The following is a 14,629-nucleotide window of genomic DNA, read 5'->3' on the forward strand; positions in this document are numbered from 1 at the left end:
CTCAGCTCTCCTTGACCTGTACGGATGCGTGGTGGGCGGCGCCTCCGCCGTCGGCGCCGTCCGCGTGGCGGAGGCCGGTGATCTGAAGCTCGCGCCCGGACACCAGCTCGGCCTTGCCCCCTTCGCACTGGGGGCAACACAGCTGCGGCGGCATGCCGGTGGCCCACTCGGCTCCGCAGGGTTCGCAGCGGGCACGGCCCGGTACGTGTTCGATGAGGAGTTCGGCGCCTTCCAGTACGGTCCCGGCGCACGCGAGTGAGAAGCAGAAGCGCAGTGAACCGGCCACCACTCCGGCCAGTTCGCCGAGCCGCAGCCGTACGGCGGACACCGCTTGGCACCCGTCCGCAGCGGGGGTCTCCGTCACCTGCTCCACCATCGCCACAGCGATGGACATCTCGTGCATCTCATCCCTCCGCTTCGCGGTTCATTACAGGCCCGCCCCCGCAGGCGGCCTCCCTGACACGCCGCCCTCCGGGGACAAGGTGATCCGTTCGGCTCACCCGCTCCGGCGCGCTTACGTTGTGGCGTATCTCCCTATATGTCAGATTTTTGAACGGTATTGCTCTGAGAGCGGTACGGGCGGTCGACGACGGTGCGAAGGGATCGGTCCCATGGGCGGCGAGGCGGCAACGACAGCAACGGCACCGGCGGCGGCGACCGCACTCGACGAGATCCATATCCTGTGGACCTCGGAGGGCATGAGCTGCGACGGCGACACCGTCTCGGTGACAGCGGCCTCGCTCCCCAGCCTGGAGGACGTGGTGCTGGGGGCCGTCCCCGGTCTTCCCAAGGTCCATCTGCACAACAAGGTGCTGGCCTACGAGACCGGCGAGGACTTCCTCACCGCCTTCCGCAAGGGAGCGCGCGGCGAACTCGGGCCCTTCATCCTGGTCGTCGAGGGCTCCATCCCGAACGAGAACATCAACGGTGACGGCTACTGGACGTCCATGGGCAACGACCCGGACACCGGCGAGCCGATCACTCTCAACACCTGGCTGGACCGTCTGGCCCCGCAGGCCTGGGCCGTCGTCGCCATCGGCACCTGCGCCACGTACGGGGGCATCCACGCGATGGCGGGCAACCCGACCGGCTGCATGGGCCTGGCCGACTACCTCGGCTGGGACTACCGCTCCAAGGCCGGGCTACCGATCGTCAACGTGCCGGGCTGCCCCGTACAGCCGGACAACTTCATGGAGACCCTGCTGTGGGTCCTGCACCAGGCGGCCGGGCTCGCCCCGACCATCCCGCTCGATGAGAACCTCCGGCCGACCTGGCTGTTCGGCAAGACCGTCCACGAGGGCTGCGACCGTGCCGCGTACTACGAGCAGGGGGACTTCGCCAAGGACTACAACTCGCCCAAGTGCCAGGTGAAGATCGGCTGTTGGGGTCCGGTGGTGAACTGCAACGTCACCAAGCGCGGCTGGATGGACGGAGTCGGCGGCTGTCCCAACGTGGGCGGCATCTGCATCGGCTGCACCATGCCGGGCTTCCCCGACAAGTTCATGCCGTTCATGGACGAGCCTCCCGGTGCCTCGCTCTCCTCGTCGCTGATGAGCCTCTACGGGCCGTTCATCCGCAGCATGCGGTCGATCACGAACCGGTCGGCGAACCGCGAACCCAAGTGGCGGCACGACGAGCCCGCCCTCACCTCCGGCTACCAGCCCCGCTGGACCGGCCGCAAGTAATCAGCGAAGCACCCGCGAGAGGAACGAGAAGTGGCGACCGCCCAGCAGACGACGAAGGCATCCGGCACCGGGGACCGCGAGCTGACCGAGGTGGCCTTCGATCCCATCACCCGGATCGTCGGCAACCTCGGCATCTACACGAAGATCAACTTCCCGGGCCGTGAGGTGGCGGAGTGCCGCAGCACCTCGTCCATCTTCCGCGGCTACAGCGTCTTCATGAAGGGCAAGGATCCGCGGGACTCGCACTTCATCACCAGCCGCATCTGCGGCATCTGCGGCGACAACCACGCCACCTGCTCCGTGTACGCGCAGAACATGGCGTACGGGGTGAAGCCGCCGCCGCTCGCCGACTGGATCATCAACCTCGGCGAGGCGGCCGAGTTCATGTTCGACCACACGATCTTCCAGGACAACATGGTCTTCGTCGACTACTGCGAACGCATGGTCAGGGAGACCAACCCCGGTGTGCTCGAACGCGCCGAACGCACCCCCGCTCCCCGCGCCGGGACCCACGGCCACCGCACGATCGCCGACATCATGCGCTCCTTCAACCCCTTCGAGGGCGAGACGTACAAGCAGGCGCTGGTGATGAGCCGGCTGACCCGCGAGATGTGCTGCCTGATGGAGGGCCGCCACGTCCACCCCTCCACGCTCTACCCGGGCGGCGTCGGCACGGTCGCCACGCCCCAGCTCTTCACCGACTATCTCGTGCGGCTCATGCGCTGCATGGACTTCGTCAAGCGCGCGGTCGCCATGAACGACGACGTCTTCGACTTCTTCTACGAGGCGCTGCCCGGATACGAGGAGGTCGGCCGCCGGCGCACGCTGCTCGCCTGCTGGGGATGCTTCCAGGACCCCGAAGTCGTCGACTACGACTACCGGACGATGAACACGTGGGGGAACTCCATGTTCGTCACCCCCGGCATCGTCGTGGACAACAAGCTCGTGACGACCGACCTCGTCGACATCAACCTGGGCATGCGCATCCTGCTGGGCAGCAGCTACTACGAGGACTGGGCCTCCGAGGAGACGTACGTCGACCGTGACCCGCTCGGCAACCCGGTCGACCGGCGCCACCCCTGGAACCAGACGACCCTGCCGCAGCCGCAGAAGCGCGACCTGGACGGCGGCAAGTACAGCTGGGTGATGAGCCCCCGCTGGTACGACAAGCGGACGGGCGACCATTTGGCTCTCGACACCGGAGGCGGCCCCATCGCCCGGCTGTGGGCGACGGCGCTGGCGGGCAAGGTCAGCACCCCGTACGTACGTTCCACGGGGCGGAGCGTGCAGATCGACCTGCCGAAGACCCCGATGACGCCCGAGACTCGGCTGGAGTGGACGCCGCCGCCCTTCCCCAACACCCTGGAGCGCAACCGCGCCCGGATGTACTTCGTCGCGTACGCCGCCGGCATGGCGCTGCACTTCGTGGACCAGGCGCTGGCGGAGGTGCGGGCGGGGCGCACCAAGGTCTTCGAGGACTTCAAGGTGCCGGAGGAGGCCATCGGCGTCGGCTTCCACGAGGCGGTGCGCGGCGTGCTCTCGCACCATCTCGTCATCCGCGACCGCAAGATCGCCAACTACCACCCGTATCCGCCGACGCCGTGGAACGCCAGCCCGCGCGACCACTACGGCACACCGGGACCGTACGAGGACGCCGTGCAGGGCATGCCGATCTTCGAGGAGAACAGCCCCGAGAACTTCAAAGGCATCGACATCATGCGCACGGTCCGCAGCTTCGACCCGTGTCTCCCGTGCGGCGTGCACATGTACCTCGGCGGCGGGCGGACCGTGCGGGAGAGCCACTCGCCGACCTTCGGCGCACTCGCGTAGGCCGCGGCGATGACTTGGAACGAGCGCGAGGCGCGTGAACACGTCGCCCGCACCGAGGAGTTGCTCTCCGGTCTTGACGGCCTGGCGGACACGGACGCGCGTGAGCAGGCACTGGACGCGCTGCACGCGCTGGCCGGGCTGTACGGCGAATGCCTCGCCCGCGTCATGAGCCGGGCGGACGACGCGACGCGGTCGGCCTTCGCGGACGACGAACTGGTGGGCCGTCTGCTGCTCGTCCACGAACTGCACCCCGAGACCGCCGGGGAGCGGGTGCGGCGCGCCCTCGCGGACGTGGGGGGCGTGACGCTGCTGTCCGCGGACGAGCAGGAGGTGCGCGTGCGCATCGCCCCGCAGGGCTGCGGCTCTCCGCCGGCGGAGCAGCTGGCGCTGACGGTGCGGGACGCGGTGGCCTGGGCCGCGCCCGAGGTCGAGCGGGTGGAGACCGAGGACGCCGCGCCGGAGCCGTCGCTGATCCCGGTCGAGTCACTCTTCCGCGGCGCCGGCGCCGGCGCCCAGCCCGCGGGGAACCGGTGACCACGGTGGCCGAGGGGAGCGGGACCGTACTCACAGTGCCCGGCGACGGGCTGCGTGGTCTGCTGCGCCGGCCCGTCGGCGCGGGCGCCACCGCCACGGGTGCCGCCCCGTCCGCCAAAGCCGCAGCCGCCGCCGTCGAGCGCTGCGACCTGTGCGCCGAGCCCGTCACCGAGGCGCACCGGCACATGCTGGACGTCCAGAAGGACACGGTGCTGTGCACGTGCGGACCGTGCTCGCTCCTCTTCGGGCAGAGCGCCGCGGGCGGACGGCACTACCGGCTGCTGTCCGGGCGCCGGACGCGGCTGGAGCACTTCCGTATCGGCGCCCCGCTGTGGGCGCGGCTCGGTGTGCCGGTCGGCCTGGCCTTCTTCGTACGGGACGGGGCGAGCGGCGAGGTGCGGGTGGGGTACCCCAGCCCGCTGGGAGTGACCCGTTCGGCCGTGGAAGCGGAGGTCTGGGAAGCGGTCGCACAGGGGTACCCGGAGCTCGCGGAACTCGCCGACGACGTGGAGGCACTGCTGGTGCACCGCACGGAGGGTGCCGACGAGCACTGGATCGTCCCCCTGGACGACTGCTACCGGCTCGCGGCCCTCGTCCGTACCCACTGGCGGGGGCTGTCGGGCGGCACCGAGGTGCGCGAGCACCTCGACGCGTTCTTCGCGGGACTCGGCGGAGCCGCCGCGCAGGACAGCACGAGCTGAGGCGCTGGGCCACCGGGCACAGCAGACAACCGAGGAGTCAGCATGGCTGAGATCAAGGTCGGTGAGCCGCACGTGCGGCCCGACAAGGCGGCGCACGTCCCCGGCGTGCGGCAGGGCAACCACCAGGGGATGTACAAGCGGCAGCCCGGGCATCTGCCCGACGACACCTCCACGGCGCGCCGGTCCACGGGCGTCAACTCCGAGGCCAAGGACCCGATCCTGCCCGGCATGCCGAACCTCTCCCCCGCGTGAACGCGGAAGCACACACCGCCGCGGACGCGCACCACGCCGGCGATGCGGGGACCGGCGACGGCAGGCGTACGGAGGTTCCCGACCTGGACTTCACCGTCACCGGCGTACGCGCCATGCCGGACTCCGCCGTTCCGACGCTGGCCTTCCGGATCGCGCTCAGCCGTACCGGAGGCGGCCGGGTCCGCTCGGTCTCCCTGAACACGGACGTGCGGATCGCGGTAGCCCACCGCGGCTACGAGAGCGCCGACCGGCTCGTCATGGCCAGGCTCTTCGGCCAGCCGGAGCAGTGGGCGACGAGTATGCGGCCGCTGGCCTGGGCGCGGATCAGCACGGTCGTACCGGCCTTCGACGAGCGCACCGAGACCGACCTGCCGGTGCCCTGCAGCCGGGACATGGAGCTCGCCGTGACGTCGTACTTCCACGGAGTGCGCGACGGGGAGATCCCGCTGGACCTGCTCTTCAGCGGGACCGTCTTCCACGACGGCCCCGACGGGCGGCTGCGCACCGCGCAGATCTCCTGGACGAAGGACGCCGTCTGCCGGATGCCGGCATCGCTGTGGCACGAGGTGACGGGCCGCTACGGCGGCGGAACGAGCTGGCTGCCGCTGTCGCCGGGCGCGTACGGGGAGCTCACCGCCCACCGGGACCGGCACGCCCTGACGGGCTGGGACGAGACGGTCGCCGATCTGCTGGACCGCGCACGCACCATCGCTGGAGGTACGGCGTGGACGCCGTAGAGAAGATCGCCCGTGCCTGTCTTTACGAGGGATACCTGCTGTGGCCGTACCGCCGGGGCGCGCTGAAGAACGCCCGGCGCTGGACCTTCGGCGGGGTCTATCCGCAGCGGTGCGCCGGGGTGATCGGCGAGCCGTCGCACATGCGGACCGAGGTGCTGCTGCGGGCGGGACCGGCGGCGAAGCTCACCGTCCACGTGCGGTTCCTGCAGGTCATCGACCGGCAGGTGTACCGCAACGGGCCGACGGGCCCGGTGCCGGTCGACGAGCTCCGCGTCGAGGGCAACAGCCATCTGACGTGGCAGGAGGCGACGGAGCGGCGCTGGGTGTGCCCTCCGTGGTCGCCGCGCCGCGGGCCGCGCACCAGCACGGTCGACATCGCGGCCGGCACGGACCGGGAGGCGCTCCGCGCGGAGTCGGGGAGCGTCGCCGGGACACTGGTACGGAGCTGGCAGCGGCTGACCGGGAAGGTCCGGCTCAGTTCCGTACCCGTCACGGACAAGGTGATGCGCGTGACGGTGGACATGCAGAACACCTCACCGTGCCCGCTGCCGGCCACGGGAGCACGGGGCGCACGGGACGCGCTGGCTCCGTACGCCTTCGCCTCCACGCACGTGGTGCTGAACAGCGAGGCCGGGGATTTCGCCTCGCTGACCGATCCGCCGGAGGAGCTGCGGGAGGCGGCCGCCGCCTGCGAGAACGTCGGCGTGTGGCCCGTACTGGTCTCCGACGACCCGCAGGCCGCTCAGCGCAGCCCGCACTTCTCGGCCGGGGTGCTCTCCTCCCCCATCACGCTGTACGACTATCCGGCGGTCGCTCCGGAGAGCCCCGGTGACCTGTTCGACGGTGGTGAGATCGACCAGCTTCTGATCCTCAGCGTGCTCAGCCTGACCCCGCAGGAGCAGGAGGAGGCGCGGGCCACCGATCCGCGCGCACGGGAGATCCTGGACCGCTGTGCGTCCCTGGAGCCCGAGGACCTCGCCGCGCTGCACGGCACGATCCGCTCCTTCGGGCCGGTACTGGGGGGACGGTGAGCGCGGGTCCGGGCCGCACGGTCCGGGTGGGAGACGTGCGGGTGGGGCGCGGCAGCCGCGTTCGGCTGCGTCCCGGGCAGTCGGCCGACGTTCTCGACCTGGCGCTCACGGGACGCACGGCGGAGGTCGACGCCGTCGAGGAGGACCTGGAGGGCCGGGTCCACGTCGTCGTGACGCTCGACGGAGACGACGGACGGGACTTCCGCACCGGTCTCGGTCACCGCTTCTTCTTCACGCCGGAAGAGGTGGAACCACTCGGTGAGGGCCCGGCGGGTCCACGGATCCTCGTCGCGGGGATCGGCAACATCTTCATGGCCGACGACGCGTTCGGACCGGAGGTGGTGGCCGCCATGCGGGGGCGGACGCTCCCGGAGGGCGTGCACATCGCGGACTTCGGCATCCGCGGCATGGACCTGGCCTACCGGCTGCTGGACGGCTACGACGTCGCCGTGCTCGTCGACGCGGCGCCACGCGGCGGGGAACCCGGCACCGTCCACCTCATCGACCCGGGGCCCCCTGACGCCGCGCCGGAGGCCGCGGAGCGGACGCTTCCGCAGGCGCACGGGATGGACCCGGTGCAGGTGCTGGCCCTGGCGCGGCAGCTGGGCGACGGCACAGGGGCGCTGCCTCGGGTGCTCGTCCTGGGATGTGAACCCGCGGTGCGGATGCGCGGCGACGAGCCGGACGTGGTGGTCGGGCTCAGCGGGCCCGTGCGGGATGCCGTGCGGCGGGCCGCCGACATGCTGGAGTCGCTCACCGCCGAGCTGCTGCTCGACCCGCGACGCGATCTGAGCACACCGGCAGTGGGGAGGTGAGAGAGATGAGGAAAGGGATCTTCGTCCCGGCGGTCGCCGTGCGCGTCGCCGTGGGGACCGTGGTCGTGGCGGTGGCCGCGATGGCCGCGGTCAGCGCACCGGACATGGTGCGCTACTTCAAGATGAAGTCGATGTAGACGAAGCGGGCCCGGGCCGACAGCCGGGGCGAGGGCCCGCGGCCGCTCACCTTTCGCGGGAGTGCACGGTGAACAGGCCGCCCTCGGGGTCGAACAGGCCGGCCGAGCGCCCGAAGGGGTTGTCGCCGGGGCTGATGGCGATGGCGCCGCCCGCCGCGACCGCGGTCTTGGCGGCGTCGTCGACGTCGTCCACGGAGAAGGAGACGTGCCAGCGGGGGCGGATGTGGGGGTCGGGCGCCGATTCGACGGCGCCGCCGCGCAGGGTGGCCACGGCCCGGCCGTCGACCCGTACGACGACGGCCTCGTGCTGATAGTCGACCTCGCAGCGCCCGGTGTCGGACGCCCAGTCGAACACCTCGGCATAGAAGATCGCCGCGGCGAACGCGTCCCGGGTGCGCAGCTCCAGCCGTGCCGGCAGGTCCCGGCGCCCGGCCTCCCAGCTCGAGAGGACCGCGCCCTCCCAGAAGCCGAACGTCGCTCCGGCGAGGTCTGCCGCCAGTGCGGTGCGTCCCTCGCCCATACGGATGGGTCCGACGGCCACGGTCGCGCTCCGCTCGCGCACACGCGCGGCCGCGGTGTCCGCGGACGGCACGGAGAAGAACGGCGTCCACTGCACGGCCACGCCCATCGTGCGGGCGATGGCGCCCAGACCGGCGACGGGGACGTCGTCGCAGTAGGCCACGCTGAACTCCTCGCCGATGCTGCCGGGGCGGAAGGTCCACCCCAGCACCTCGCCGTAGAAGCGCTGAGCGCTCTCCAGCTCGCCCGTCGCGAGGCTCACCCAGCATGGCGCCCCGTGCACGGGTGACGCCTGGGAGGCCACGCCGGCTCTCCTCGTCGCCCCTGCGTAGCCGATCAGCGGCCCAGTGCCTTCTGAAGCTGCTGCTTGGTCATCGAGGAGCGGCCCTCGACCCCGCGCTGCCTGGCCTCGTTGTAGAGCTGGTCGCGGGTCGGTCCGCCCTTGGGGCCCATGCCACGGCCGGAGCGGGTGCCGCCGCGGGCCGCGGCGGACTTGCCCTTGACGGAGGTGCGGGCGGCGCGGTCCGCCTCGCCCGTGCGGGCACGCTCCTTGTTGACCGTCCGGGAGGCGATCTCCTTGGCGCGGCCAGTGGAGGCGCCGCGCTTCTCGGCGCTCTCCTTGATGTGCTCGTACTGGCGCTCACGCTTCGCATTCGATCCAGCAGGCATGACTCCTCCTGTGACAGTTCGAGTCAGTGCCCCGGTTACCCCTGCACCCCGATTGCTAACAAGGACACGCGAAACGGATCGGGCTGCCCGGCGGTCACCGGCCCGTACGCGGCTCAGGGCTTGCGTGCCACGGCGCCGTAGCAGGCGGCTTCGGCGTCGGTCACCTGCGAGAGGTCGTGGTCCGCGTCGGGGCGCCAGCGGTGGGTGACGGTGATGCCCGGGTCGAGCAGTTCCCAGCCGTCGAAGAAGCGGGTGAAATCCTCGCGGGTACGCGGGTGTACGGCCGTACCGGCGGCCTCGTACGCGCCGACGGCACGGCCCAGTGCCTCGGGGTCGAAGTCCGGTGTGACGTGACTGACGGTGAGGGTGCTGCCGGAGGGCAGGGCGTCCTTGAAGTACTCGACGACGCCGTGTGCGGTGCGCCCACCGGGGACGCTGCGCCCATCGGAGACGCTGCGCCCATCGGAGACGAAATGGAGGAGCGCGATCAGGCTCAGGGCGACCGGGCGGCTCAGGTCGAGGGTCGCCTGCACCTCCGGCGACTTCAGGAGCCTCTCGGGGTCCCGGGCGTCGCACTGCGAGTAGGCGGTGCGGCCTTCGGAGCTGCTGCGCAGCAGGGCCTGGGCGTGGGTGAGGACGATGGGGTCGTTGTCGGTGTAGACGACGCGGGACTCGGGCGCGGTCGCCTGTGCGATCTCGTGGAGATTGGGCGACGTGGGGATGCCGGTGCCCACGTCCAGGAACTGGCGCATGCCCAGCTGTGTCAGGTGACGCACGGATCGGTGCATGAACTGGCGGTTGGCGCGTGCGGCGACGAGCACCGCGGGGAAGGCCGCCATGGCCTTGCCGGCGCTCTCGCGGTCCGCGGGGAAGTTCGTGGTGCCGCCGAGGAAGTAGTCGTACATCCGGGCCGAGTGGGCACGGTCCAGCTCCAGATCCACTGCGCCTTCGTCAACGGCCACCGGATTCCGCCTTTCTCGTCTTCCTCGACACGCACGGTCCTTCGGACCGCTATCGTGCGTCACTCGGGCGAACTTGCCCAGGGCACATGGGAGTTGACGGGCACTACCGGCCAGCGCGTGGCGTGAGGACACCGCACGGACCTGGCCGGGATGCGGTAGCCATGTTTTTACTCTGTGTAGTATTTTGACCGGACTTCCGCGGACACGGGCCTTCAGGGCTGTTCGCGCCTTCTGACCGCTGTTCTCCCGTGAGAGGGCTCCTCCATGAGCGCCGAGGACCACCAGCCGCCGGGCTCCGCGGCACCGCCCGCGGTGTGTGCGGCGGCGGCAGCGGCCGACGGTGCGCCGGCGTCCCACGACGGGGACGCCCACCGCCGGCTGATGCTCTCCTTCGACGCGTTCGACGCCTCCCACCACCGCCTGTGGCTGCGCTACGCGCACACGCAGTCCGGCAGCCGCGAGGCCGCGCAGCACATCGTCGGTGACGCCTGCCGCCATCTGCTGGACCACTGGGAACACGCGCTGCGCCAGGAGTCGCTCACGGAGTACGCCTGGACGGTGCTCAAGGAGCACGTCGCACGCTGGCTGAGCGAGCGGGGACTGCGCCCGCTGCTGGCGGAGACCGCGGCCTTCCACGCCGCCGCACGCAAGGCGCTGCTGCACGAGCTGCGGGACGAATTCGCCGTCCTGGAGGGCGAGATCGGGCTGTACGCGGCGATCGGCCGGCTCCCGGAGCGTCAGTACGACGTGGTGGTGCTGCGGTACGTGCTCGGCTGCACGGAGGAAGAAGTCGCCGGCTATCTCGGTTTCGAGACCGCGGCGGTGCGCTCCCACATACGCTATGCGAAAAGGAAGCTCGCCCGGGAGCTGCGCACGGCACCGGGGCCCGGCACGGGGGACTGATGATGCGGGGGAAGCGGGGGAAGCACCGCCCAGGCGGCGAACACCCCACCATCGACGCGCTGTTGAGCGGCGCGGAGGTGCTCGCCGGGGCCTACGACGAGAGCGACGTCGCCGCGGTGCGCGAGCGGGTCCTCGCGGGGGCAGCGGATGCGGCAGCCACCTCCGGCCGCGCCCGCCCCGCCGACCGGTCATGTCCGCCGGATCACGCCGACGACTCAACTGCCGTGGGTCCGGCTGCCGTTGGCGGGGCCTCGGCCGCCCCGGCCGCGGGCGGTGCCGGCGCGGCGGCGGCCGGCACGGCCGCACCCGCGCTCCGCTACCCGACGGAGTGCGAACAGGCGGCGCACGACCTGGACCTGGCGGTGAGTCTCGTCGTCAACGCTCCCGAGGCTGCGTCGAGCCTGACGCGCCTCGTCGACGACCAGGAGTCCATCGCGCCGGAGGGCGCACTGGTCTTCGGCTGTCTCCTGCATCTGGCGCGATACCGCGAAGCCGCCCAGTTCTGGTGGCAGTTCGCCGCGGGCGGCGGTTCCCGGACCGCCGCGTTCTGTCTGTGTCTGCATCACCGGCGGCACGGCGAGTTCCGGGACGCCGACTACTGGCGTGCGCAGGCGGCGAGGCTGGCGCAGCGCGCCCGTACGAGCAGCGCTCCGGAGGGTCGCCCGCAGCGGCCGTCCGCTCGCCCCCTCCTCCCGGACGGGGTGCGGCACGGACTGCTGAGCGAGTGTCACGGCGGCGGCCATCCGAGCCTGCCGCATGCCCTGGAGGCAGTCATCCACCGGCTTCCCGTGCTGGAGGACGACGAGGACTTCGGTGAAATCCCCCAGCCGGCATGGGACTTGGCGGGACATCTGGCCGCCCGGTGAGGGCGCGTGCCCGGCGTTCTCAGTGAGTCCGCCCAGCCGGTGTGCAGCGGTGTGCCCGCGTACGCGGCCTGGCCCGGCAGGCGCCCGCCTGCCCAGCCGGGCGCCTGCCGGTGGCCTGTCCGGACGTACGGCGGTGTTACAGCCGCCCGCCGGTGAACCGGGTGAAGGGACCTGCCTTGCGGCGGGCCGAGTAGCGGCCGGCGGCGAAGGAGGCCGCGACGGCGCTGATCGCCCCGGTGCCGATGCCGGCCGCGATGCCCTTGCGGTTCTTCACGACGCTCCAGGTCGTGGTCGCCGCGGTCGCGGCGGTGCTGGACGCGGAGACGAGCTTCTGCCGCCCCGCCTCGGCACCCCTGCTGGCGACGTGACCGGCACGCCTCGTGGCGTCGCCGAAGCTCCGGCCACCGCCCTCGACGGCGTCACCGACGGAGCGGGTGGCCGAACTGGTCTTCGTGGCGGCCTTGTTGATGCCGCGGTCCGCCTTCTCCCCCGCGACGGCGGGCTTCTTGGTGCTGCTCGCGGCCTTTCCCGCGTTGCTTGAGGTCTTGCCGTTCTCAGTCATGGCCAACGGGTTGCCGTGTGTGTCGGCTTGAAACATTCGGTGTCCGGAGTGTGCAGACGCCTTCCGCCGATGCCGCGGCAGGACGGCGCCTCACGCCCGGGTCCGCTGGCTATCCGTCCTGCCGGGGCAGCAGCGAACCGAGCGGTCCCAGATCGAGGTTGAGGTCCTCCATCGTAAGCCCGTAGCGCTCGCACAGCTCCGTCATGCGCTCGTGCAGGATCATCAGCGTCATGCCGATCCGCTCTTCCTGGTCCTCGTCCAGGTCGCCCTGGTCGACCCTGTTCAGAGCGGTGCGTTCCATGAGCTGACGCAGCAGCTCCACGATCGTCAGGACGAGTTTCATCAGATCGCGTTCGACGGTGTCCGGGTCCGTGCGCAGACGCCTGGCCAGCCTGCCGCTGCCCCGTGGACCCTCCTCGGGCCCGGCGGGCAGCAGGTCGAACGCGCGGGCGGCCGAACGTGCCACATCGTCCAGGCTGATGCCGTCCGTGACGCCGTCGGGGAGCCGCGCGGGCCGCGGTGCCGGTGACTGTCCCGGCTGCGGGTCCCCAGGACCGTGCCGGTGCCCGGCCTCGCCGTCGCGCCCGTTCTCACGTTCGCGCCGAGGTCCGGGCCCGTGCTCCTGCTCGGACCCGCGCTCGTGCTCGTGCTCGTTGCTCATACCTCGCCGCCTGTCCGCCTGCTCTCCCCGCTCACCACGGCCCCGGCTCGTCGGCCGTGACGGAGTGGATGACGGCACGGAGATTGATGTGTACGAGATCGACGTCCGCGATGGACAGCACGATGTCACCGGTCAGCACGGCACCGCCCGACAGCAGCCGGTCCAGCAGGTCGATGAGGGCGACCTGGCGGCCGGCGAGTCCGTTCTCCTCGGCGATGCCGTTCGCGAAGCCGTCGGAAGCGGACCGGGTGCCCGCTTCGACCGCTCCGGCGAAGCCGCTGCCGGGCAGTTCAGCTTCCATCGCCGGCAGTCCCGGTGGCGTGCGGCTGCGGTGAGGAAGGCGGCGTCGCGAACGAGTACGGCGCCCACGGCCCTGTCAGTTCGACCCGGACACCCGGCACGTCCTCGGCGATGCCGCCGATCGCCGCCTTGAAGTCCTCGCTGCGCGAGGCCGGCACCAGATAGGCGTCGTTGGTGATGTTCTCGCCAGGCCCGGCGGCCAGTTCGCCCTGCTGAGGGCGGTGCGCGACCTTGGCGGTGGCGACCCCGTCGGCCAGTTCCGTCACGCGCTCGGCGACCGCTCCGGCGGCACGGTAGGTGTCGCGGTGCGTGCTGCGCTGCCGCCTGCGCTGCTGAAGGTACGCACGCCCCGGGCTGCCGGATGCCGTCCCGGCACCGCCGGAGCTCTCCCCGGCCGCGCCGGCCGCCGCCTCACGCGGATCGGCGTACACCTTCACGCCCCACTCGACATGGCCTTCCAGCCGTGAGAGCAGCGCCTCGAACTCGGCGCCCCGTTCGGCCAGCATCTCCGAGACACGTCCGTCGCCGAGATAGACGGTCGCCAGCCGCATCGGCAGCACCGTCGTGTGCTCGTACGCGGCCGCGACGACGTCGTGGTGCGAGCGGGCAAGGGTCTCCAGCCGCTCCATGTCCTCCAGTTGGGCCTTCAGCCCCGCCTCGTCGTACATCCCTGCCGGGACGTCCGAGACCAGCGCGCCCAGACCGGCACCCTCCACCGTGCGCACCGGCGCCCCGGACGGACCGGTCAGCCCGGCGGCCGCGGCGTCGAGCGGTGCGCCCCGGCGGCCGACGGCGAAGACGTAACGGGCCTGCTCGCTCTCCTGCGCCTGCTGCGGCGCTCCGGGAACTCCCTCCGGAACCGGCATCGGTCTCGTCACCTTCCACGCTTGCGAGCGCCGTCGCCGTCAGCGGTCCCCCGTGCGGCCCTCTTCTCGGAGGGACGCTGCCCGGAGGAACGCTGCCCGGAGGGACGCTGCCCGGAGGGACGCTGCCCGGCCGCGGAACCGCCGCCGGACGCGGACCCCTCGTCCGCGTGCTCCTCGCCGGCGGGCAGTTCGGCGGCCGAGCGCAGCCGCTCGATCTCCCGGCGGAGCCTGTCGTTCTCCTCGGCCAGGGCGTTGCCGCCCTCGCGTCCGTCGAGGGCTTCGCCGGACTGCCGCGAGCGGGCGGCGGACGCCCGGGAGGAGAGCGACGGGTCGTTCTCCCACCAGTCGATCCCCATCTCCTTGGCCTTGTCGACGGAGACCACAAGCAGACGCAGCTTGATCGTCAGCAGCTCGATGTCGAGCAGGTTGATCTGGATGTCGCCCGCGATGACGACACCCTTGTCGAGCACCCGCTCGAGGATGTCCGCCAGGTTGGCGGACGAACTTTGCTGACCGTACGGGACCGCCCTGTTGGGGGACGGTCCCATACGCCCGGCCAGTGAATCGGACACGTGGTATCAGCCTTGTCTGCTCGGTCG

At 71.4% G+C, this 14,629-nt stretch carries 20 protein-coding genes; 11 read left to right on the forward strand and 9 right to left on the reverse strand.

Translation table 11 applies throughout. The features are described from left to right. Nucleotide 1: 1 nt before the first annotated feature. Entirely contained in the window at nt 2-403 is a 402-nt protein-coding gene (gene hypA, locus AN215_RS02620; protein WP_070012382.1) for a hydrogenase maturation nickel metallochaperone HypA, read from the reverse strand. Nucleotides 404-611: 208 nt separating this feature from the next. Here hypA and AN215_RS02625 point away from each other — a divergent pair, with 208 nt between their 5' ends. The 9 genes from AN215_RS02625 to AN215_RS30600 all read left to right on the forward strand — a co-directional run bounded on the left by AN215_RS02625 (nt 612) and on the right by AN215_RS30600 (nt 7,722). Further along, nucleotides 612-1,685 (forward strand): NADH-quinone oxidoreductase subunit B family protein, encoded by a 1,074-nt coding sequence (locus AN215_RS02625; protein WP_070012381.1) that lies wholly within the window; start codon nt 612-614, stop codon nt 1,683-1,685. A 90-nt stretch (nt 1,686-1,775) separates the two neighbouring features. Beyond that, nucleotides 1,776-3,515, forward strand: coding sequence for a nickel-dependent hydrogenase large subunit (locus AN215_RS02630; protein ID WP_420856209.1), 1,740 nt, complete (start codon nt 1,776-1,778; stop codon nt 3,513-3,515). 9 nt (nt 3,516-3,524) lie between these two features. Then, on the forward strand, nt 3,525-4,049 hold the full coding sequence (locus AN215_RS29040) for a hypothetical protein (RefSeq protein ID WP_070012379.1): 525 nt from the start codon (nt 3,525-3,527) through the stop codon (nt 4,047-4,049). Beyond that, the gene (locus tag AN215_RS02640) at nt 4,046-4,750 is read left to right on the forward strand and encodes a DUF5947 family protein (RefSeq protein WP_245694158.1); all 705 of its coding nucleotides are present in this window, start codon (nt 4,046-4,048) and stop codon (nt 4,748-4,750) included. Before AN215_RS29040 ends, AN215_RS02640 begins: the two co-directional genes overlap by 4 nt. Before the next feature lie 42 nt (nt 4,751-4,792). Continuing rightward, on the forward strand, nt 4,793-5,002 hold the full coding sequence (locus AN215_RS02645) for a hypothetical protein (protein ID WP_070012378.1): 210 nt from the start codon (nt 4,793-4,795) through the stop codon (nt 5,000-5,002). Continuing rightward, a complete protein-coding gene (locus tag AN215_RS02650) occupies nt 4,999-5,739 on the forward strand; it encodes a DUF6084 family protein (protein ID WP_070012377.1) in 741 nt (246 codons plus the stop codon). Before AN215_RS02645 ends, AN215_RS02650 begins: the two co-directional genes overlap by 4 nt. After that, nucleotides 5,727-6,770 (forward strand): hypothetical protein, encoded by a 1,044-nt coding sequence (locus AN215_RS02655; protein WP_070012376.1) that lies wholly within the window; start codon nt 5,727-5,729, stop codon nt 6,768-6,770. The genes AN215_RS02650 and AN215_RS02655 overlap by 13 nt, the downstream gene beginning before the upstream one ends. Then, entirely contained in the window at nt 6,767-7,585 is an 819-nt protein-coding gene (locus AN215_RS02660; RefSeq protein WP_338057905.1) for a hydrogenase maturation protease, read from the forward strand. The genes AN215_RS02655 and AN215_RS02660 overlap by 4 nt, the downstream gene beginning before the upstream one ends. A gap of 5 nt (nt 7,586-7,590) precedes the next feature. Then, on the forward strand, nt 7,591-7,722 hold the full coding sequence (locus AN215_RS30600; RefSeq protein ID WP_275520694.1) for a DUF6893 family small protein: 132 nt from the start codon (nt 7,591-7,593) through the stop codon (nt 7,720-7,722). A 46-nt stretch (nt 7,723-7,768) separates the two neighbouring features. Here AN215_RS30600 and AN215_RS02665 read toward each other — a convergent pair whose 3' ends face one another. From AN215_RS02665 to AN215_RS02675, 3 genes are all read right to left on the reverse strand, one after another. Further along, nucleotides 7,769-8,503: a VOC family protein gene (locus AN215_RS02665; protein WP_107374269.1), complete on the reverse strand. Its 735-nt coding sequence runs from the start codon at nt 8,501-8,503 to the stop codon at nt 7,769-7,771. Nucleotides 8,504-8,577: 74 nt separating this feature from the next. Beyond that, nucleotides 8,578-8,910: a plasmid stabilization protein gene (locus AN215_RS02670; RefSeq protein WP_070012374.1), complete on the reverse strand. Its 333-nt coding sequence runs from the start codon at nt 8,908-8,910 to the stop codon at nt 8,578-8,580. Nucleotides 8,911-9,023: 113 nt separating this feature from the next. Beyond that, the gene (locus AN215_RS02675) at nt 9,024-9,872 is read right to left on the reverse strand and encodes an SAM-dependent methyltransferase (protein WP_070012373.1); all 849 of its coding nucleotides are present in this window, start codon (nt 9,870-9,872) and stop codon (nt 9,024-9,026) included. Between the two features lie 264 nt (nt 9,873-10,136). Between AN215_RS02675 and AN215_RS02680 the strand changes: the two genes are divergently transcribed. Further along, a complete protein-coding gene (locus tag AN215_RS02680) occupies nt 10,137-10,775 on the forward strand; it encodes a sigma-70 family RNA polymerase sigma factor (RefSeq protein WP_070012372.1) in 639 nt (212 codons plus the stop codon). Continuing rightward, nucleotides 10,775-11,641 carry a glycoprotein gene (locus AN215_RS02685; protein WP_245694160.1) on the forward strand — a complete coding sequence of 289 codons (867 nt, stop codon included), beginning with the start codon at nt 10,775-10,777 and terminating at the stop codon, nt 11,639-11,641. The genes AN215_RS02680 and AN215_RS02685 overlap by 1 nt, the downstream gene beginning before the upstream one ends. A gap of 136 nt (nt 11,642-11,777) precedes the next feature. Here the strand turns inward: AN215_RS02685 and AN215_RS02690 are convergent, their stop codons facing one another. The 5 genes from AN215_RS02690 to AN215_RS02710 all read right to left on the reverse strand — a co-directional run bounded on the left by AN215_RS02690 (nt 11,778) and on the right by AN215_RS02710 (nt 14,602). Then, nucleotides 11,778-12,203, reverse strand: a complete 426-nt coding sequence (locus AN215_RS02690) for a hypothetical protein (protein ID WP_139140681.1) — start codon at nt 12,201-12,203, stop codon at nt 11,778-11,780. Between the two features lie 109 nt (nt 12,204-12,312). Beyond that, nucleotides 12,313-12,684: a gas vesicle protein K gene (locus AN215_RS02695; RefSeq protein WP_070012548.1), complete on the reverse strand. Its 372-nt coding sequence runs from the start codon at nt 12,682-12,684 to the stop codon at nt 12,313-12,315. A 211-nt stretch (nt 12,685-12,895) separates the two neighbouring features. After that, a complete protein-coding gene (locus AN215_RS02700; protein WP_079122616.1) occupies nt 12,896-13,165 on the reverse strand; it encodes a gas vesicle protein in 270 nt (89 codons plus the stop codon). Further along, complete coding sequence (locus AN215_RS02705) at nt 13,155-14,030, reverse strand: GvpL/GvpF family gas vesicle protein (RefSeq protein ID WP_079122617.1); 876 nt, start codon at nt 14,028-14,030, stop codon at nt 13,155-13,157. Before AN215_RS02705 ends, AN215_RS02700 begins: the two co-directional genes overlap by 11 nt. A gap of 8 nt (nt 14,031-14,038) precedes the next feature. After that, the gene (locus AN215_RS02710; RefSeq protein WP_420856202.1) at nt 14,039-14,602 is read right to left on the reverse strand and encodes a gas vesicle protein; all 564 of its coding nucleotides are present in this window, start codon (nt 14,600-14,602) and stop codon (nt 14,039-14,041) included. Between the last annotated feature and the right edge of the window lie 27 nt (nt 14,603-14,629).

Source organism: Streptomyces abyssalis, assembly GCF_001751365.1.
Lineage (GTDB): Bacteria > Actinomycetota > Actinomycetes > Streptomycetales > Streptomycetaceae > Streptomyces > Streptomyces abyssalis.